This is a genomic window from Caloranaerobacter azorensis DSM 13643 (assembly GCF_900129995.1).
Taxonomy (GTDB): Bacteria; Bacillota; Clostridia; order Tissierellales; family Thermohalobacteraceae; genus Caloranaerobacter; species Caloranaerobacter azorensis.
In genome coordinates, this window is record NZ_FQXO01000005.1 from 1 (window position 1) to 19,240 (window position 19,240).

Annotated in this window: 19 protein-coding genes and 1 pseudogene; 15 read left to right on the plus strand and 5 right to left on the minus strand. The window is 27.6% G+C overall.

All coding sequences use genetic code 11. The features are described 5' to 3' along the window. On the minus strand, positions 1 to 288 hold a 288-nt coding region (locus BUB51_RS00405), incomplete at its 3' end, for a hypothetical protein (RefSeq protein WP_278293534.1). Between the two features lie 128 nt (positions 289 to 416). Between BUB51_RS00405 and BUB51_RS00410 the strand changes: the two genes are divergently transcribed. From BUB51_RS00410 to BUB51_RS00430, 5 genes are all read left to right on the plus strand, one after another. Beyond that, positions 417 to 2,000, plus strand: a complete 1,584-nt coding sequence (locus BUB51_RS00410; protein WP_073194486.1) for a DEAD/DEAH box helicase — start codon at positions 417 to 419, stop codon at positions 1,998 to 2,000. Between the two features lie 350 nt (positions 2,001 to 2,350). Beyond that, positions 2,351 to 3,100, plus strand: a complete 750-nt coding sequence (locus BUB51_RS00415) for a peptidylprolyl isomerase (protein ID WP_073194488.1) — start codon at positions 2,351 to 2,353, stop codon at positions 3,098 to 3,100. 372 nt (positions 3,101 to 3,472) lie between these two features. Next, on the plus strand, positions 3,473 to 4,015 hold the full coding sequence (locus tag BUB51_RS00420) for a phosphatase PAP2 family protein (RefSeq protein WP_073194491.1): 543 nt from the start codon (positions 3,473 to 3,475) through the stop codon (positions 4,013 to 4,015). Positions 4,016 to 4,255: 240 nt separating this feature from the next. Beyond that, positions 4,256 to 4,918, plus strand: a complete 663-nt coding sequence (locus BUB51_RS00425; protein WP_073194494.1) for a TMEM165/GDT1 family protein — start codon at positions 4,256 to 4,258, stop codon at positions 4,916 to 4,918. 528 nt (positions 4,919 to 5,446) lie between these two features. Beyond that, a complete protein-coding gene (locus tag BUB51_RS00430) occupies positions 5,447 to 6,481 on the plus strand; it encodes a M28 family metallopeptidase (RefSeq protein ID WP_159430362.1) in 1,035 nt (344 codons plus the stop codon). Positions 6,482 to 6,791: 310 nt separating this feature from the next. On the opposite strand, the gene BUB51_RS13655 is transcribed toward BUB51_RS00430, so the two are convergent. From BUB51_RS13655 to BUB51_RS00450, 4 genes and pseudogenes are all read right to left on the minus strand, one after another. Then, the gene (locus BUB51_RS13655) at positions 6,792 to 6,974 is read right to left on the minus strand and encodes a thioredoxin family protein (protein WP_081943478.1); all 183 of its coding nucleotides are present in this window, start codon (positions 6,972 to 6,974) and stop codon (positions 6,792 to 6,794) included. A 66-nt stretch (positions 6,975 to 7,040) separates the two neighbouring features. Continuing rightward, on the minus strand, positions 7,041 to 7,280 hold the full coding sequence (locus tag BUB51_RS00440) for a thioredoxin family protein (RefSeq protein WP_035162076.1): 240 nt from the start codon (positions 7,278 to 7,280) through the stop codon (positions 7,041 to 7,043). Positions 7,281 to 7,299: 19 nt separating this feature from the next. Next, positions 7,300 to 8,283: pseudogene (locus tag BUB51_RS00445) on the minus strand (permease). After that, positions 8,284 to 8,607, minus strand: coding sequence for an ArsR/SmtB family transcription factor (locus BUB51_RS00450; protein WP_073194497.1), 324 nt, complete (start codon positions 8,605 to 8,607; stop codon positions 8,284 to 8,286). It abuts the pseudogene before it with no gap. Positions 8,608 to 8,801: 194 nt separating this feature from the next. Here BUB51_RS00450 and BUB51_RS00455 point away from each other — a divergent pair, with 194 nt between their 5' ends. The 10 genes from BUB51_RS00455 to BUB51_RS00500 all read left to right on the plus strand — a co-directional run bounded on the left by BUB51_RS00455 (position 8,802) and on the right by BUB51_RS00500 (position 19,138). After that, on the plus strand, positions 8,802 to 9,905 hold the full coding sequence (locus tag BUB51_RS00455) for a metallophosphoesterase family protein (protein ID WP_035164343.1): 1,104 nt from the start codon (positions 8,802 to 8,804) through the stop codon (positions 9,903 to 9,905). Next, entirely contained in the window at positions 9,905 to 12,655 is a 2,751-nt protein-coding gene (locus BUB51_RS00460) for an AAA family ATPase (RefSeq protein WP_073194500.1), read from the plus strand. Before BUB51_RS00455 ends, BUB51_RS00460 begins: the two co-directional genes overlap by 1 nt. A gap of 81 nt (positions 12,656 to 12,736) precedes the next feature. Continuing rightward, the gene (locus BUB51_RS00465) at positions 12,737 to 13,423 is read left to right on the plus strand and encodes a metallophosphoesterase (protein ID WP_035164346.1); all 687 of its coding nucleotides are present in this window, start codon (positions 12,737 to 12,739) and stop codon (positions 13,421 to 13,423) included. A gap of 81 nt (positions 13,424 to 13,504) precedes the next feature. Beyond that, entirely contained in the window at positions 13,505 to 14,056 is a 552-nt protein-coding gene (locus BUB51_RS00470; protein WP_073194503.1) for a class IV adenylate cyclase, read from the plus strand. Positions 14,057 to 14,224: 168 nt separating this feature from the next. Continuing rightward, positions 14,225 to 14,986, plus strand: coding sequence for a M48 family metallopeptidase (locus BUB51_RS00475; protein WP_073194506.1), 762 nt, complete (start codon positions 14,225 to 14,227; stop codon positions 14,984 to 14,986). Between the two features lie 55 nt (positions 14,987 to 15,041). Continuing rightward, positions 15,042 to 15,887: a class I SAM-dependent methyltransferase gene (locus BUB51_RS00480; RefSeq protein ID WP_073194509.1), complete on the plus strand. Its 846-nt coding sequence runs from the start codon at positions 15,042 to 15,044 to the stop codon at positions 15,885 to 15,887. 31 nt (positions 15,888 to 15,918) lie between these two features. Beyond that, positions 15,919 to 16,434: a hypothetical protein gene (locus BUB51_RS00485; RefSeq protein WP_073194511.1), complete on the plus strand. Its 516-nt coding sequence runs from the start codon at positions 15,919 to 15,921 to the stop codon at positions 16,432 to 16,434. Positions 16,435 to 16,481: 47 nt separating this feature from the next. After that, positions 16,482 to 17,180 (plus strand): hypothetical protein, encoded by a 699-nt coding sequence (locus BUB51_RS00490; protein ID WP_073194514.1) that lies wholly within the window; start codon positions 16,482 to 16,484, stop codon positions 17,178 to 17,180. A gap of 242 nt (positions 17,181 to 17,422) precedes the next feature. Further along, on the plus strand, positions 17,423 to 18,376 hold the full coding sequence (locus tag BUB51_RS00495) for an ABC transporter ATP-binding protein (protein ID WP_035164356.1): 954 nt from the start codon (positions 17,423 to 17,425) through the stop codon (positions 18,374 to 18,376). 15 nt (positions 18,377 to 18,391) lie between these two features. Next, a complete protein-coding gene (locus tag BUB51_RS00500; RefSeq protein WP_073194516.1) occupies positions 18,392 to 19,138 on the plus strand; it encodes an ABC transporter permease in 747 nt (248 codons plus the stop codon). The last annotated feature ends 102 nt before the right edge of the window (positions 19,139 to 19,240 follow it).

Below are 19,240 nucleotides of genomic sequence, written 5' to 3' on the forward strand. Positions count from 1 at the left end.
CGATAATAACTCTGCATCTGTTATAGCATATGGTATATCTGTTAAACTTGTTTTTATCTTCATCTTTGCTGCAATTGATAAAGCTAATATATTTTCCATTGGTATGTGCTTATTTTTCTTTCGCTTATCTTTAAATACTTTTGTTAAATCCTTTATTAACCCCTTTCTATTCATTTTCATTATTATATCGTCTATTAAATTTGGAAAACTTATATCAGCTGCATCAATTCTTCCATTTTTAATTGATTCTATTATTTTTTCTTTGTCTTTTCTACTTATCTGCATCATATATTATTTATCGGCACTTTTTATCATTATCTTAAATTACGAATTGAAGAAAATGAAAAAAAAGATTGCTTTTTGCGCATAATAAGTATATACTAGTTAAGTTAACTAAATATGGAGTGAGGTAAAATATGATAAAAATAGGATTTAAAGATTTAATGTTATCAAAGGAAATATTAAAGGCAATTGAAGATATGGGTTTTGAAGAACCGTCTCCAATTCAGGCAAGAGCTATTCCTATATTAATGGAAGGGAAAGATGTAATTGGTCAGGCTCAGACTGGTACAGGCAAAACAGCAGCTTTTGGAATTCCTGTTTTGGAGAAAATAAAATCAGAAAATAAGAAATTACAAGCTTTGATTTTATGTCCAACAAGAGAGTTAGCTATACAGGTTTCAGAAGAATTAAGGAGACTTTCGAAGTATAAAAATAATATTAAAATATTACCTATTTATGGGGGCCAGCCTATAGAACGACAAATTAAAGCTTTGAAAAAAGGGATACATATTATAGTTGGTACTCCCGGTCGTGTTATGGATCATATGCGCCGTAATACTTTAAATATGGATAATATTAATATTGCAATACTAGATGAAGCAGATGAAATGTTAGATATGGGATTTAGAGACGATATAGAGAAAATACTAAAAGAAATACCTAAAGAAAGGCAGACAGTAATGTTTTCAGCTACGATGCCTAAACCTATTCTTGAACTAACGAAGAAATATCAAAAAAATCCGCAATTGGTTAAGGTTGTGCATAAGCAGCTTACAGTTCCAAATATAGAGCAAATATATTTTGAAGTAAAAGAGAAAACGAAATTAGAAGTTTTATCCCGCTTAATTGATATGTATAATCCTAAACTTTCATTGGTTTTCTGTAATACGAAAAAGCGAGTAGATGAACTTGTTTCTCAGCTTCAAGGAAGGGGTTATTTTGCAGATGGTCTTCATGGAGACATGAAACAATCACAAAGAGACAAAGTAATGGCTAAATTTAGAAATGGCACAATAGAGATTTTGGTGGCAACCGATGTAGCAGCTAGAGGTATTGATGTTTATGATGTTGAAGCTGTATTCAACTATGATCTTCCAAGAGATGAGGAATATTATGTACACAGAATAGGAAGAACTGGGCGAGCAGGTAAAGCAGGTCGTGCTTTTAACTTTGTAGTGGGTAAAGAAATCTACAAACTAAAGGAAATACAGAAATATACAAAAACTAAAATTGTGCGACAAGATATTCCTACTATTAATGATGTAGAAGAGATTAGAACTAATTTATATTTAGAAAAAGTAAAAGCTGTTTTGAAAGAAGGGAATATGACTAAATATATTAAGTATATTGAAAGATTATTAGAGGAAGACTATACTTCTATAGATATAGCAGCGGCTCTACTTAAAATAGCTATGGGAGAGCAGAGTAAAGAAGATTTTGAACTTGATGATGAATTTGAAAATACAGGTGCAGAGCCAGGAATGGTAAGATTGTTTATAAATATAGGTAAAAAGCATAAAATAAAGGCTAAAGATATTGTAGGAGCAATTGCTGGTGAAACAGGACTTTCAGGTAAACTGATTGGAATAATCGATGTTTTCGATAGATATACTTTTGTAGAAGTACCAAGAGAGTATGCAAAAGAGGTATTAATGATTATGAAAAATAATAAAATAAAGGGAAAAAGGATTAATATTGAACCTGCTAATTCAAGATAGAAATACTACAAAAGAGCCTGTACAGGCTCTTTTTGTAGTGGGGAATTTATATAAAATAGTTTATGCGTAATATAATGTTTAGCATCTGTAATTGCAGCAATTACATAGAATAACTACTAATAATAAGAAGAAGAATAACAATTCTGTACTTTGTCCTTCCATTATTTGTGCAAATAAACTTTTACCTTCAGCCATTTAGATGACCTCCTTAACTAAGAATATTATGTTGTAAATACTTCTTAATATAAAATATGTTAATTAAATAATTTTGTGAATAAAATAAATTTTGGACATGATATCTTTTTTGTGTTATTATAACAGTATATTTTAATGCAAAGGAGAGTTTATCAATGGAGGAAAATAAAGTTTTAGCAACAGTAAATGGTAAAGAAATAACAGAAAAAGATGTAGATTTACTTTTAAAGAATTTAGGACCGCAAAGAGCAATGCAGTTTTATTCGGAAGAAGGAAGAAAAAAATTAGTAGACGAACTTATTAATCAAGAGCTAATTTATTTAGATGCATTAGAAAATAAATTGGATAGTGATGAAGAATTTTTAACAGAATTAGAATATATGAGGCAAAACCTATTAAAACAATTTGCAGTTAGGAAACTATTAGAGAATGTATCTATTGAAGAAGAGGAGTTGGTTGCTTTTTACAATAGTAATAAGACAAGATTTAAAAAACCAGAAATGGTTAGGGCTAGACATATACTTGTAGATACAGAAAGTGAAGCTAATAGAATAATAGAAGAAATAAAGAAGGGGTTAAATTTTGAAGATGCTGCTAAAAAATATTCTAAGTGTCCTTCAAAGGCAAATGGAGGAGAGTTAGGATATTTTACGAGAGGCAAAATGGTTAAAGAATTTGAAAGTGCTTCATTTGAATTAGAAAAAGGCCAAATGAGTGAGCCAGTAAAGACTAGTTTTGGATATCATATAATTGAAGTATTAGATAAAAAGGAAGAAGAAGTTAGTCCTTTTGAAGCAGTAAAGGAGCAAATCAAAAATCAATTAATTGCAACTAAACAGAATGAGGTTTATTTTAAAAAAGTTGATAAGTTAAGAAATACATATGAAGTAAAAAAATATCTCTAGTTTTATACTAGAGATGAGCTTGTTGACAAAGTAAAATATTTTATGAAAATGACGCTCATGCGGACGAATTTAGAAAAAACTAAAGGTTCAAATTTTTAGAAAATCCTAACGCACCTAATCAAGACATCCTGTCTTGTAGGATGCTGGTTTGACCTCCTGTCAAACCTACGGATTTTCTCAAAAATTTTCACCTAGTTTTTTTACTAAATTCTTTCAAGCATTCGCTTTCATTTTCATAAATATTGAAAAATATAAGTTTGTCAACAGTCTGATCTCTAGTTTTATACTAGAGATATTTTTAATTTAAATTGTATTTTTTAGTCTATTATTGTAAAATATAATTAAGTATATTGTAATTTGAGGATGATTTTAATGAATAGAGTTATAAATTTTATTAATAGAGAAGATATAAAATTATTTTATATTATAAACGATAAGATAAAGTGTAGTTTTCTTGATAAGATTATACCTCTTATAACTAATTTAGGAGGAGCAGTTTCGACTATATTAACATGTCTTATTTTAATCTATTTCGGAAATGACGAAGTAAAAATGGCTGGCTATAAATCAATAACTGCTCTTAGTACGAGTCATGTTTTAGTACATTTTTTAAAGAAAATATTTACTAGAGAGAGGCCTTTTGTTAAACTAAAGAGGATTAATACTTTTAAAAATAAACTCTTTGATTATTCATTCCCTTCTGGGCATACTACTGCAATATTTTCTATATGTATAACTTTAGCATTAAATTTTTCAGTTTTTACACTGTTTTTTATAGCTATAGCATTTGTTGTAGGTTTATCTAGAATTTATATTGGAGTGCATTATCCATCGGATGTTTTGGTTGGAATGATTATAGGTACAATTTTTGCGATAACTAATAATGTATTTTTAGATATGCTTATTTTTTCTTAAATTTAATAAAGGTAAAATTAGCTAAAAGGGAGTAGCTGCGAATATTCGCAAATAGAATCAACATGCTGGTTTTATACCTGGTTCTATTTACTTTAGAGTGTCATTCTAAAGGAGCGAGACTTTTAGCTTAGTAAAATTTCCTTTTGGGAGTTATACTAAGCTAATAGTTTCGCTTTTTTCTTGGTCAAAAATATTAAATATACAAATAAATAAATATAATAAATAAAGGAGGTAACAGATATGATAAGAGAATTTATAAGGGCACTATTTTTAATTTTTATGGCCGAAATGGGTGATAAAACACAAATATTAGCAATGTCATTTGCTACACAGTTTAGTATTGAGAGTGTGTTGTTGGGAGTATTCATAGGTTCATTTTTAAATCATGGTTTAGCAGTAATATTAGGTACATATTTATCTAGTATAATACCGGTAAATTTTATTCAAATTTTAGCAGGATTTTTATTTATAGGATTTGCATTATGGACTTTATACGATCAAGATGAAGAAGGAGAAGGCAGTAAAAAGAGTAGATTTGGTCCTGTTTTAACTGTGGCTTTAGCGTTTTTTATTGGTGAATTGGGGGATAAAACACAGCTTACGGCTATTACTCTATCAATAGATGCAAAATATCCATTTTTTATATTATTAGGGACAGTAACCGGCATGGTTTTAACTAGTATATTAGGAATTTATGTAGGTAGCAAATTGAGTAATAAAATTTCAGGATTTACATTAAAAATACTTTCAGCGGCAATATTCATGTTTTTTGGGGTTTCAAAATTATATTCAACGCTACCTAAAAGTTTCTTGACTTCGTCTAATGTTTTGATATTCATATTATTAATAATAGTTATTATATATATGATTTTGAAAAAATCTTTAAGAAAAAGGGAAAATTGAGGGATATTTTGTCCCTCAATAATCTAAAAATTTTTCCAGTCCGATTTTTATCTTTTATTTAAAATGCATCCAAAACCACGGAAGCAGAAGATGAATATGAAGAATATGAAGAAGAAACCTCCTCCACAGAAAAATTGATTTTTAGGTTTGGAGCTTTCTACTACAGAAATGCTATTATTATCCATATATAAACCTCCCCGTAACGGATATTTGCTATCCCTCTCAATACATAATATGAGAAGATTCTGATTATGTTACTATTTTAAATTAAAGCTGTTGGGCAGGATAAAAAAATAAATTGTCGAATATGGAAAATGAAATAATTTATTGAAAAAGTATTAAATTTTAAAAATATCATAAGTAAATTTTCTTATGAATTGTAAAAGGGAGATGGGGGTTGTGTATAGTTATAATTATTTAAAAAAATTATGTTAATTTCCACATCGTGGCAGTTGCTCTGCTAATGAAAGTAAAGCGGCAGAATATATTTATGAAGAAATGCAAAAACTTGGATTTAAAAATGTCATTATGCAAAAATTTAAATCACCAAAGGATTGTATGTATACATTTCCTATACAATTTGGAGTTTTTATAGTTTTAGCAGGCGTAATGTTGTTATTACAAGTTAATCCATTATATTTATCTATATTTTTAATTCTTCCTATACTTATGATTTATTTAGAAGTTACAGGTTCATTAACAGAGATTAATTTTTCTCCTAAATATGATTCTCAAAATATAATTGTTTTTGATGAGCTTAAAAAAGAGAATCCGACTATAATTATATCAGGACATTATGACACACAAAAAGGGAGTTTATTATTTGCTCCTAGTTTTCAAAAATATATACAAACATATTTTAATCTTTCATATTTAAGTTTTGCACTAATAATAATTTCTGTTGTTGTCAGTAATTTTATAGTAAGTTCAACCATTTATATTTTAAATACGATAGGAATTGTTTTATCTTCGCTATCTATTATTTTTCTCATATATTCAAATGCGATTGGTAGATATATAAATGGGGCAAATGATAATGGTACAGGGACATGTTTAACTATGGCTTTAGCCAAACATTTTAAAAATGGAGAGTTTGGTGTTTATAATGACGTCAATTTTATATTCTTATTAACCGGTTGTGAAGAAGTTGGTTCAAAAGGTATGAAAGCATTTTTAAGAGAATATAAGGATAAATTAGATAAAAGTAATACATATTTTATTGTTATTGATAATATAGGTAGTGGGAATATTACTTATTTAGAAGGCGAAGGGATGATAGTATTTAAAGAATATAATAAGCAGCTAAAGCATATAGCGAATGAATTAAAAGATTCTTACGACATACAAAAATTCAAAAATTTATTATTGCCTACCGATTCACTTCCTGTGCTCAATCAACGGTTTAATACTATTAGTTTTTTGGGAAAAGATAAGTATGGTAATATGGAAAATTATCATTGGCATACAGATACTATTGATAAAATCGAAAAAGAGCATATGGATTACTGTGAAAGGTTTTTTATTGATTATATCAACTTATTAATTAAAGAAGTTATAATATAAAAAGGGCAGGATTATTCTTGTCATCATACTGTTAACAAACTTATATTTTTAAATATTTATGAAAATGAAAGCGAATGCTTGAAAGAATTTAGTTAAAAAACTAGGCAAAAATTTTGTAGAAAATCCGTAGGTTTGACAGGAGGTCAAACCAGCATCCTACAAGACAGGATGTCTTGATTAGGTGCGTTAGGATTTTCTACAAAATTTGAGCCTTTAGTTTTTCTAAATTCGTCTGCATGAGCGTCATTTTCATAAAATATTTTACTTTGCTAACAAAAACAGGGCAAGATTATTCTTGCCCTCTAGTATATTATATATTCTTAAGTACTTCAACTACTTCATCAACAGTAGGAATTTTACCTTCGATTTTGATTTCACCATTCACCATTAAAGCAGGTGGATTAGTAACACCAGCTTTAGCTATTTCAGGTAAATCGCTTATTAGATCAAAATCATAATCGAGTCCTAATCTATCTAATGCCGCATCAACGATGGGCCCTAATTTACTGCCGCCTCAACAAACCATTTCAAATATTTTAATATCCATTTTCATGCCTCCTTATAAATATTTTTGAATAAAGTCTTTAATCTCGTTTTTAGAAGGTACTCTGCCAGATACTACAACCTTTTCATCTATTACAAGTCCTGGAGTTTTCATAATCCCGTAACTTAATATATCTTTGAATTCAGTTACTTTTTTTATTTCTGCTTCTATACCTAATTCATTTACTACTTCATTAGTCAAATTATATAGTTTTTCGCAATTTTTACAGCCAGCACCTAATATTTTGATAACCATGTTTTCACCCCCATTTAATTTATAATATTATATTAAACAAATAACCTACTAATATTATAGAAATTCCTGTAATAGCTATAAAAATAGCAATTAATTTAGTCTTTATAACCTTTTTTAATAATATCATTTCTGGCAAAGATAGTGCAACTACAGACATCATAAAAGATAAAGCAGTACCTACTCCAACCCCTTTATTTATAAGAGCTTCAACTATAGGAATAGTACCAACGGCGTTTGAATAAAGAGGTATTCCCAAGACTACGGCTACAAATACGGCAAATGGATTATTAGGTCCAGCATATTTTACTAATAAATCAGCGGGTGCATAACCATGGATTAAAGCTCCTATACCGATACCTATTAATATAAAAATCCAAACTCTTTTAACAATGTCTTTTACGGCATTTAATGAGAAAATAATTCTCGATTTAAAATTCATCTCTTCGATTTCAGTTTCACCCATATGAATCTGATAAACATATTCTTCAACTAAATGTTCCAAATGTAGTTTTTCAATAATTATACCAGCTATTACACCTATAATCATGCCAGCTATAGTATAAATAGCGGCTATTTTAATTCCAAAAGAAATAAATAAAAATCCTAGAGCTATTTCATTAACAATAGGTGAAGTTACTAAAAAAGTAAAAGTAACGCCTAGTGGAATACCCGATTCCACAAATCCGATAAAAATCGGAACTGTACTACAGCTTCAAAATGGAGATAATACACCCAATACAGAAGCTATAATATGAGCCCAAACACCATTAAATTTTGATAAAACTTTTTTTACTTTTTCCGGTGGGAAAAAACTTCTAATAAAAGATATAACAAATATCATGAAACTCAATAAAATTATTATTTTTAGACTGTCGTATATGAAAAAATTTACTGCACCGGCAAAAGAATCTCCAGCTCTTAAAGTTACACCTAATTTACTTAAAATCCAATTGAAAAAATTTACTATATAAGGTGTAACAGTATCGGCTAAAAATTTTAGCACCTATATTCCTCCTTTCTTTAGTTGTTTTTGTGTTTCATTAAGTTGTCTTATTAATATTGTTCTAACTTTATCTATAATATCAAAGACTTCAGTATCTTTGACTTTATACATTATTTTTGAACCATCTCTTCTACTTACTAAAATACCTTGATCTTTTAAAATTCTTAAATGCTGTGAAACATTTGACTGTTCTAAATCTAATGCTTCGAAAATTTTACATACGCATAATTCATTTTCTTTCAGAATATCGAGTATCTTTAATCTTGTAGGATGCGAAAGAGCCTTTAAATAAGAGGCTGTAAGCTTAAATATAATCTCATTCATAAAAGTTACCACCTTTCTTCAATTCTCTGCCAATAATCAAATTATAATATTAGAAAATTCTAATATACTTAATTAAATTATATACTTCAATAAATCAAAATGCAACAGTTATTATTTTAAAATAAGTTTTTTTATTGTATGCAGGAAAAGGGAGGTATTTTGACGAATATATGTTCTATTATGGAGGTGTTAGTTTGAAAATAAGATGTATACATACAGGTGATATACATATAGGAATAGAATTTAAAAATGCCAGTTTTGATAGAGAATATGCATATAAGAGGAGAATGGAAATATGGGAAACGTTTAATAAAATAATAGATAGAGCTAGAGAAACGAAAGCAGATATATTATTAATTGCTGGGGATTTGTTTGAAGAAGATTACTGCAACTTGGGAGATATTAAGAGGATAAATTTGAGATTTAATGATATTAAGGATACTAAAGTTGTAATTTCAACGGGAAACCATGATATTTTAGGTAAGAAGTCATTATATAGATTGATTGAATGGGCAGAAAATGTATATATATTTGATACTGGTAAAATTAATAAAATTGAATTTAAAGATTTAAATACAGTAGTTTGGGGATTAAGTTGGGATAAAAAAGAGATAAGAGAAAATTTATTAAAAGATTTTAGTATAGATAATAAAGAGTTAATAAATATTTTATTAATCCATGGCGATGTTCTTAATAAAAATTCTGAATATTTGCCTTTAGATAAAGAATTTTTAAAAAAACTAGGATTTGATTATATAGCATTAGGACATATACATAAACCGCAGATTATAGATAATGCGCTTTATTATTGCGGTAGTCCAGAACCTTTAGACTTTGGGGAAACTGGAGAACATGGAATAATAGAGGGTTTTATTTCAAAAGAAAATGTAGATATGAAGTTTATTCCGTTTAGCAAAAGGAATTTCATCATAAAAACTTTAGAGATTAAAGAAACTATGAGTTTAGCTGAAATAATGGAGAAAATAGTGGATATAGATGATAGAGAGAGTAGAAAAAAGAATATGTATAGAGTAATATTAAAAGGTATAAGAGATAGATATATTACTATTGATTTATACGAAATAAAGGAGAATTTAAAAGATGAGTTTTTTTATCTAGAAATAATAGATAAGACAAATCCAGATTATGATATTGATAGAATATATAGAGAAAATAAAGACAATATTATTGGATATTTTATTGAAAGTATGAAAAGAGAAGGATTAGAGAATAAAATAGTTAAAGAAGCATTATATTTAGGGCTTGAAGCGCTACTTGATGAGAAGGTGAAAATTTAATGGTTATTCGCGAACTTATATTAAATTCATTTGGAAAGTTTAAAAATAAAAGTATAACTTTTACTGAAGGCATAAATATAGTATTTGGTAAAAATGAATCTGGTAAGACAACTATCCATAAATTTATTGAAGGCATGTTTTACGGTTTTTTTAAGCCGTATACAAAGAGAAAGAATTATACAGAAGATTATAATAAGTATTTTCCTTGGAATGATAGTGAATTTTCCGGGATTTTAAAGTATTCATGTGATGGAGTGCTTTATCGAATAGAAAGAAATTTTTTAAAAGGGAAAGAAGAGGTAAAAATCTTTGATGATGAAACAGGTGAAGATTTAACTTACTTATTTGAATATGACAATGCAAAGAAACTTCATATTCCTGCATCATTGCATATCGGACTGAATAAAGTTGTCTATAACAATACTATAAGTATTAGTCAAATGCAGAATAAGACGGACAAGCATTTGGCTAAAGAGATAAAGGATTCTCTCATAAATTTAGGTGGAAGCCTTGATGAAGATATTTCAGTCAAAAAAGTAATCGATAAATTAGATAAAAAAATAAATGATATAGGGACTAAAGCAAGGGTAAAAACATCACCTTATGGTAAACTTGTAGAAGAATTAGACAGATTATATAAAGAAAGAAGGAAATCAGAAAGTGTTTTAGAAGAAATAAGACAGCACCAAATACAGTTAAATTCCATTAAAGAAGAAATTAAAAAACTTGTGTCAAAAAAAGAGAAAATCGAAAATGATATTGAAAAAATAAAAACGTATAAAGCAAGAGAAAGATATAGTGATGCAGTTAAATTAATTGAGCAGATAAATGAACTGAAAGAGAAGGCAGAAAGATTAAAGGCATATAGTATAATAAATCCTGATGATTTTACAGAAACGGTTAAGTTAAAAAATAGTATAGATGAAATAAATTTTAGTCTAAATAAGTTAGAGAATAAGAAGAAAAAGCTGATAGAAGCTATCAATGATATAACAGATAAGATTGATAGATTTAGTAATTTTGAATCTATAAAAAACATAGATGAAATTGATAATATTTTAAGTGATTTTTTCGTTTTACAAGGTAAACGCGAAAAATTGATAGAAATTAATAATAAAATATTAGATATTTCAAATATGAAAGAGACGATAAAGGAAACTAATATTGATAAGATGGAAGAAGATTTGTATAGAGTTGAGGAATTAGAGGATGAAAAAGGCAGTATTAAATATAATAGTGAGTACGGCAAAATTAGTTTTTTAAGATTAAGATTAGAGGAAAAGGAAAAACAATTGAATAAATTAAAAACGTATAAAATCTTATCGATAATAGGTACTATACTGTCTTTACCATTAGGTTTTTATATAAAGCCGATATTTTTTTTAACTTCATTAATACCTTTAATATTTCTTATACTTATGTTAATCAAACATAAAGAGTTGAGTAATTATCTAAATAATATTAAAATCAATATAGCAGATATAGAGAAAAAAGAGCGAGAGAGAGAACATCGTATTAATATAATTGATAAGGAAATAGAGGATATATTAAATAGGTACAACGTAAGTAATAAAGTAGATTTAAAAAAGTTGATATCAAATAGTACAAAGGAATTAATGTCAATTGAGGATAAAGAGAATTTGCTTAAAGAACTTAAATCACAAAAGCTGATTTTGGAGTCAGAGGTTGATAAATTGAAAAATATTATAGAAAGATATCTGTCTCAAATTGGTTTTGATCATGAAGTAAATCTTGAGAATATTAAAAAACTGAAAAAAGAATTTCTAGATTATATCGAATATAAGAAACATTTTGTTTTAGTTAATGAAGATATGAATGCAGTTAATAATGAAATAAATGAATTAAGAAATAGGATTAAAGAATTTAGTTTACAGTTAAATGAAAAACTTGAAAATAATAAAGTTAAAAATATAGATGAATTCAAAATTGCATTAGAAAAGAAAGTGGAATTTGAAAAAGTTATGCACGAATTAGAAAATAAAAAGAGTCTATTGAATAGTGTTCTTGGAGATAACAATTTACAATATTTAAAGAAAAGGGCAGAGTTAAAATTAGATTATGATATTTCAAAAATAGAAAGTAATGATATTAAAAAATTAGAGGAAGAAGTAATTTCAATTACACAGCAAATAGCAGCTAAAAAAGAGCTTTACGCCAGATTAGAAGAAAAAATGAAAGGATTGACATTGTCATCAAGGCCGATAGTCGATATAGATGAAGAGATAGATAGAAAAGTAAAGCTTAAAAAATATTATGAAGAAAAACTTGAAGCTCTAGAACTAGCTAAAAATACTATAGAAAGGATATCTAGAGAAATACATAAAGAATTTGCACCTAAATTAAATAGGAAAGTAGGAGAAATAATATCGAATGTAACTCAAGGAAGATATACAGATGTTAAAGTAACTGAAGAACTCAATATAAAGGTAGTAGATCCAATGAGTAAAAAATTAGTTGATATTGAAAGTTTAAGCGGTGGAACTATAGATCAGTTATTTTTTGCTATAAGGTTTGGTATAATAGACATTATTAAAGAGGGTAAAAACTTACCTTTAATATTAGATGATTGTTTTATACAATACGATAATGATAGGCTTAAAAATATCCTAGAATTTTTAGTTAAAGAGAGTTTAAACAGACAGATTATACTGTTTACTTGTCATACAAGAGAAAAGGATATTCTTGATGAATTAAAAATTAATTATAATTATATTGATATTAAAGTATAACTTTAACTTTTATAAAACTGAAAAATTCAACGTTTATAACTTAAAGTTAAAGTTTAACATTAACTAGTTGAGGTGAATATTGTGAGCATATATGGAATATCAGATTTGCATTTAGATTTTTCAGGTGAAAAACCAATGGACATTTTTGGAGATAATTGGCTAGATCACGAAGTAAAAATATTTGAAAATTGGAAAAGAATCATTAAAGAAGAAGATTTAGTATTAGTGTCTGGTGATGTTAGTTGGGCCATGAAACTTGAAGATGCGTATATAGATTTATTAAAAATTGATCGATTACCTGGTATTAAGGTAATAACTAAGGGTAATCATGACTATTGGTGGAGTACGAAATCTAAATTAAAAGCATTAAAGTTTAATACAATTCATTTTTTACAAAATGATTATTTTTTATATAAAAACATAGGGATATGTGGAACTAGAGGATGGATTAGTAGAGATAGTGATGAGTTTAAAGAAAAAGATGAAAAGATATTTAACAGAGAGCTAAATCGACTGAAACTTTCATTAGAATCTATCAAAGAAGATGTAAAAGAAATTATTGTAATGCTTCATTATCCACCTTTTAATATTGATGGAACTCCTAATGAATTTGTTGAAGTAATGGATAAGTATAATGTATCTACTTGTGTTTATGGACATTTACATGGAGAAGGGCATAAATTTGCTGTTGAAGGTAAGATAGATGGTATAAAATTTTATTGCATTTCTTGTGATTTTATAGATTTTAGTCCAAAGAAGTTATTATAGTTTTGCTGGGGACAAGTGTATTTTTGCGAAAAAGTATAAAAGGCTGCTGATAAAATATAGAAATTGAAAGGATTGATTAATATGGCTAAAGAGTTGGAAGTGAAGGTACTCGATATAGATAAAGATGAAATAGAAAAAAGGCTTAAGGAAGTAGGGGCAAAGCTTATAAGTAGAGAATATCAAATTAATACAATTTTTGATACAGAGGATAGAGCTATAAAGAATAAACAAAACGGATATCTTAGAATTAGAGAAAAAAGAGATTTGGATAAAGGTTCGGTTAGCTATATATTTACGTTAAAGAAAAATATTTCAAGAGATGGCGTTAGAGAAAATTTAGAAATAGAGACTAAAATCGAAAATAAAGAGGCTCTTATAAGGATATTAGAGTCGTTAAATTTAAAAATTGTACATGAGGGAACTAAAGAAAGAATTAAATATAAGTATGAAGATATTACTTTTGATATAGATACTTGGGATAATGAAACTTATCCGTATACATATCTTGAAATAGAAGTTAAGCAAAAAGATGATTTGCAGAGAGCAATTAGACTACTTAATTTAGATGAAAGTAAAGTTACATTAAAATCTTTAGCGCAGCTTAGAATGGAACTAGGGTTAGGAGATTTGTAGTTAATTAAGGTGGTTTTTCCACCTTTTTTCTTTTTATGGAATAAAATCACTATTAAAATACAAACAAAAATAGATAAAATTAGAGGAATTTGTTATTTAATGTAGAATATAAAAGAACTAAATGTAGCAAATACACATGGGAAAATATTACATCAAGGAGGAGATTCAATGAAATTAAAAGTGTATCCAAAAGAAAGATTTTATCTATTTTTAATGTTTATAGTAAGTGCAATAATTTATGCTATATTGATTTTATCAGGAATAGGAATTATGTATTTATTAATAGCTACTATTTTTGCTTTTTTTGCACATGGGATATTTATTGGAAGTATAAGAGGCAATAGTATACGAGTATCTGACAAACAATTTCCAGAAGTTTATAAAATAGCAAAGGAGTTATCTCAGAAAATTGGTTTTGAAGAAGTACCTTTAATATATATTATGCAGTCTGGCGGTATGCTTAATGCTTTTGCAACAAAGTTTCTAGGAAGGAATTTTGTTATTATTTATTCTGATGTGCTTGAGTTGGCATATAAAGAAGGTGAACCCGCTGTTGCATTTATTATAGCTCACGAATTAGCACATATAAAAAGAAAGCATCTTACATGGAGAGGATTATTGTATCCTGCAATGTTAGTTCCGTTTTTAGGTCCAGCATATTCAAGGGCATGTGAATATACAAGTGATTTAATTGCTGCTCAGCTTGTACCGGATGGAGCTATACAGGGACTTACAGTATTAGCAACAGGGAAAAGATTATATCAGAAATTAAATATATTAGAAGTAATAAATCAATCGGAAGAAGAAAGTGGATTTTGGATTTGGTTGTCTGAAAAATTTTCAAATCATCCTAATCTGATTAAACGAATAAATAGAGTATATTATGAAACAAAAGTTGTAATAGATTCAAAAGGATATCAGATGCAGTAAAATAATAAGATTGAAATATAGATAAAAAAGATATTGAGAGGAGAAATGAATTTAAATGTTTAATAGTAAAAAGAATATGGAAGAGGTATTAGAATATTATAATAGAGGGCTAGAAGTAGATAGGTTGCAGTGTGGAATAGGTAAAATCGAATTTGAAAGAACGAAAGACATAATATCGAGATATTTATCAAAAGAAAAATTAGTAATATATGATATAGGTGGAGGTGCTGGTGCATATTCAAGATGGTTAGCAAAACTGGGACATGAAGTTCATTTATTTGATTTATCTCCAAAACTGATTGAAATAGCAAGAGAAAAATCAAAAAACGAGAGCGAGAATAGTATCTACAAGATAGAATTAGCAGATGCGAGACAAATTAATAGACCAGATGGAAGTGCAGATATTGTTTTATTAATGGGTCCTTTGTACCATTTGACAGAAAGAAGAGAGAGATTACTAGCTTTAAAAGAAGCAAAAAGAGTACTTAAAGAAGATGGAGTAATGATAGTAGCAGCAATAACTAGATTTGGTTCAACACTATATGGTTTATCAGTATATGGAGAAAAGAATAATTTAATTGAAGAAGATGAATTTATGAAGATGATAGAAAGAGAATTAACAGATGGACAGCATATAAGGCCGGAGAAATATCCCGGATTTATAGCAAGAGCATATTTTCATTTACCTGATGAATTAACAAATGAAATAACAGAGGTAGGACTAAAACATGAAAAGAATATAGCTGTAGAAGGGCCAGTCTGGATAGTACCGGCGTTTGAAGAAAAATGGAATTTTGAAGATAGTAGAAGAAGAATGTTAAAAATAGCAAAGATAGTCGAAGAAGAAAAGAGCATAATGGGTATGAGTCCTCATTTTGTAGCAATTGCAAGGAAAAAATAAAATTAACTATTACAAGTTTCAGGGGGCTAACATGAAAGGTAAATATCAAAAAATTATATTAGTATGTTTAATTATAGTAATAGCAGTTTATATTTCCTATACTTTTCCTAGGGAATATGATGTTGCTTTTCAAGGTATCAAATACAGATTGAAAGATACTTTATATCAAGAAAAGGTTGAAGTAAGAATTAAAGGTTGGTATACAAAAAAAGTGTTTTTAGGAAATCGATTTAAAGGTGAAATCTATTTAGGTGATAAGAAATTTTTGAATGTAGATTTAAAACTTAATAAATACAATAGTGATATTTTGGTGGGGTATAGAGAAGAAATTGGGGAATTTAGGATGTATGGGAAAATTTATTTAGGAAACAATCTTGATAAAGTTGCAATATTATTATTCGAGCCTGTTAATAGTGATTATTCAAAAAGTTATTGGAGCAGTAAAGACGGACTTATGATATCGGCTCCAGCTGAAAATAGAGTAGAGGCGATTAGTTTGTCTAAAGAACTTATAAAATCTGGAATAATAAAGTATGATGATTCATAAAAATAAAAAGATTATTGAGAATATTATGCGATTTTAGGGGTGATTGTATGAAAAAAAGTTTTATTGTAGTGGTAATTTTAATATTTATAATTATTTTTTCTATAGTATCTATTTTTAATAAAGATAAAAAAGATATTATAAAGACTGAGGAATTAAACTTTGAAAACTTTGATTTAGGAAAAATGTTAGCTTTAGTTGAAGGTAAGGATGTTGATAAGTCTAAATATTGGGTTGAGGACTTTACTATGCTTTTATCAGATGATAAAACTATTAGGAGCATGAATATCACTGTATTTAAAGAAACAGTTTTTGGAGACAGAAAACTGATTATGCATTTAAATAGAAGAGATCATGAACTAATTGTATGGGATAAGTCAATAAGAGATGCAAAAGAAAAACAAGTGAAAAAGAGTCATTATTTTGAATTACAGCGATTTACAGATTTAATATCTATAATTAGACCACAAATTATAGATGATCTAAAAAATAATAAAAGTCTATATTTAGATTTGAAGTTGGGGTTTCCTTTAAGTATTGATAAAACTCAAAGCGCTTATTTAGTAAACATTGAAGACAAGAAGATTTTTAATATAAGTGATAAAGTTGATGGGAAAAGAATAGAAGCAATAAAATCGGATAATAAAATAAAAAGGTATAGGTTAAATAATTTTAAAGTAATTAGAGTATTTGGTTCGCCAGATGAATATAAGCTCTACTGTTTAGATGAGGTTGAAATGGGATTTTAAATGTTTATCGTTTTAATAATTGTTTTAATCTTTTTTACTTAATATAGCTATTCTTTTAAGATTAAATTTATTGCAGGAAAATCTGGAAAAGAGTTTGATTATATCAGATGGAAAATAAAAATTATGTGTTAGAAGATTTAAAAAATATAGGTTTATTATCACTTGAAGAATATGAACAGAAATTAAAAGTATTAGATTATGTTTATAAGGTTAATTGAATCTAGCATGAGGGAGTGGTTATAATGCTTAAATACACAGAAGTAAGTAAAGCGTTTGGGGAACTTGTAGCTGTCAATAAGTTAAATCTGAATGTTGAAGCGGGAACGATATTAGGCTTTTTAGGTCCAAATGGGGCAGGTAAAACTACGACTATTAAAATGAGTTGTGGATTAGTGAAGCCAACTTATGGAGATATAGAGGCTTTTGGAATATCTATAAGTAAAAGCAGAAAGAAGTACATAAAAAATATTGGTGCAGTATTAGAAGGGAACAGGAATATTTATTGGAGGCTAACACCAATTGAAAATATGGAATATTTTGCGGGACTAAGAGGTATAAGTCGTAAGAAAATTAGAGAGAAAATGGATGAATACTTAGAAATATTTAATTTAAAAGAAAAGAGAAATGTTGAGTGTGGTAAGCTATCAAGAGGTATGCAGCAAAAGGTAGCAATATGTTGTGCGATGATTCATGAACCTAGGATTTTATTTTTAGATGAACCTACATTAGGATTAGATGTAGAATCGGTAGATTCTATGGAAAATATTATTAAAAAGATTATTTCAAAAGATCGAATTATTATTATAACTTCTCATGATTTAAAGTTTGTAAGCGATTTATGTAACCGAATAACTATTATACATAAAGGGGTTCTTGTGCTAGATAAAGATATAAGTTTTCTTGAAAGTTATTCGGATAATATTACATATATAATAGAGACTCAGGTTTTGCAACAAGAGATTAAAAATGATATACATAAAAATTTTCCAGTTTATATTGAAGATAACAATAATAAAACTCAAATAAGGATTACTTTAAAAGAAGATAATGAAATATTGGAGATTTTGAATTATTTAAAAGAGATTTCTATAAAATTATTTAATATTAGAAAGGTTAATTTTGAACTCAAAGATGTATTTATGGATATTATAAAGGGGGACAATGGGGAATATGCAAGAAGCAATTTTGATATTTAAAGGTGAATTAAAAAAATGCTTATACTTAAAAAAAGATATATATTAAGTTTTATTACCGATATAGTAGTATATTATATTTTGTTTATGGGGCTTTATTTCTTTATAGTAAATAATATGGGTAAAATGCCTAAAGAGGAAATAGATAAGATAGTATCAATGCAAATAGTTGGCTATATGTCATGGTTTTTCTTTTCATTTACTATAAGTTTTATGAGTAATGGTATTTATAATGAACTAGTAGAAGGTACTTTTGAACAATTATGTCTTACCTATAACAGTATAACAAAAATTTATTTTATCAAATTACTTGTATACTCTTTGATAAATACTTTAATAATCTTTCCACTATGGTTATTATTAGTTTTATCTACTGGAGTGTCTTTGATGATAAATAAAGACTTAATAATCGTTTTTTTGATTATGTTAATTGGGACAATTGGATTTTCGTATCTATTGGGAGGTATAACGATTAGATATAAGCGAACAGGACAGCTTGCATTCATTATAAGTATATTTTTCTTAGGAACTAGTATTATTGATTTTTCGAATATTCCAGAGGGCTTAAGGAATGTTTTTTATGCACTACCTTTTACAAAAGGAACCGATTTAATGAAAAGTACGATTATTAATGGAAATTGTGTTGTACTGAAAGATATAGTATTTTTATCAATAAATTCTTCAGTTTATTTAATTATAGGTATAATTATATTTAGATTAGCTTTTAGTAAAGCAACTTCAGAGGGGACAACATCAAGATTTTGATGGTAATAGGACTTAAATATGGGCAGAAAAATATAAAATATCAAAAAAAAGACATACACACTTAAGAATTTTTTGTTAATTAGATTTAGTATAGGAGATGTA

Bases quoted from the DNA above. Each gene is read 5' to 3' on its own strand.
- BUB51_RS00450 (WP_073194497.1), bottom strand. From the start codon at position 8,607: ATGAATGAGATTATATTTAAGCTTACAGCCTCTTATTTAAAGGCTCTT.
- BUB51_RS00480 (WP_073194509.1), top strand. From the start codon at position 15,042: ATGTTTAATAGTAAAAAGAATATGGAAGAGGTATTAGAATATTATAAT.
- BUB51_RS00420 (WP_073194491.1), top strand. From the start codon at position 3,473: ATGAATAGAGTTATAAATTTTATTAATAGAGAAGATATAAAATTATTT.
- BUB51_RS00495 (WP_035164356.1), top strand. From the start codon at position 17,423: ATGCTTAAATACACAGAAGTAAGTAAAGCGTTTGGGGAACTTGTAGCT.
- BUB51_RS00475 (WP_073194506.1), top strand. From the start codon at position 14,225: ATGAAATTAAAAGTGTATCCAAAAGAAAGATTTTATCTATTTTTAATG.
- BUB51_RS00490 (WP_073194514.1), top strand. From the start codon at position 16,482: ATGAAAAAAAGTTTTATTGTAGTGGTAATTTTAATATTTATAATTATT.
- BUB51_RS00415 (WP_073194488.1), top strand. From the start codon at position 2,351: ATGGAGGAAAATAAAGTTTTAGCAACAGTAAATGGTAAAGAAATAACA.
- BUB51_RS00500 (WP_073194516.1), top strand. From the start codon at position 18,392: ATGCTTATACTTAAAAAAAGATATATATTAAGTTTTATTACCGATATA.
- BUB51_RS00485 (WP_073194511.1), top strand. From the start codon at position 15,919: ATGAAAGGTAAATATCAAAAAATTATATTAGTATGTTTAATTATAGTA.
- BUB51_RS00425 (WP_073194494.1), top strand. From the start codon at position 4,256: ATGATAAGAGAATTTATAAGGGCACTATTTTTAATTTTTATGGCCGAA.
- BUB51_RS00430 (WP_159430362.1), top strand. From the start codon at position 5,447: ATGCAAAAATTTAAATCACCAAAGGATTGTATGTATACATTTCCTATA.
- BUB51_RS00440 (WP_035162076.1), bottom strand. From the start codon at position 7,280: ATGGTTATCAAAATATTAGGTGCTGGCTGTAAAAATTGCGAAAAACTA.
- BUB51_RS00470 (WP_073194503.1), top strand. From the start codon at position 13,505: ATGGCTAAAGAGTTGGAAGTGAAGGTACTCGATATAGATAAAGATGAA.
- BUB51_RS00410 (WP_073194486.1), top strand. From the start codon at position 417: ATGATAAAAATAGGATTTAAAGATTTAATGTTATCAAAGGAAATATTA.
- BUB51_RS00460 (WP_073194500.1), top strand. From the start codon at position 9,905: ATGGTTATTCGCGAACTTATATTAAATTCATTTGGAAAGTTTAAAAAT.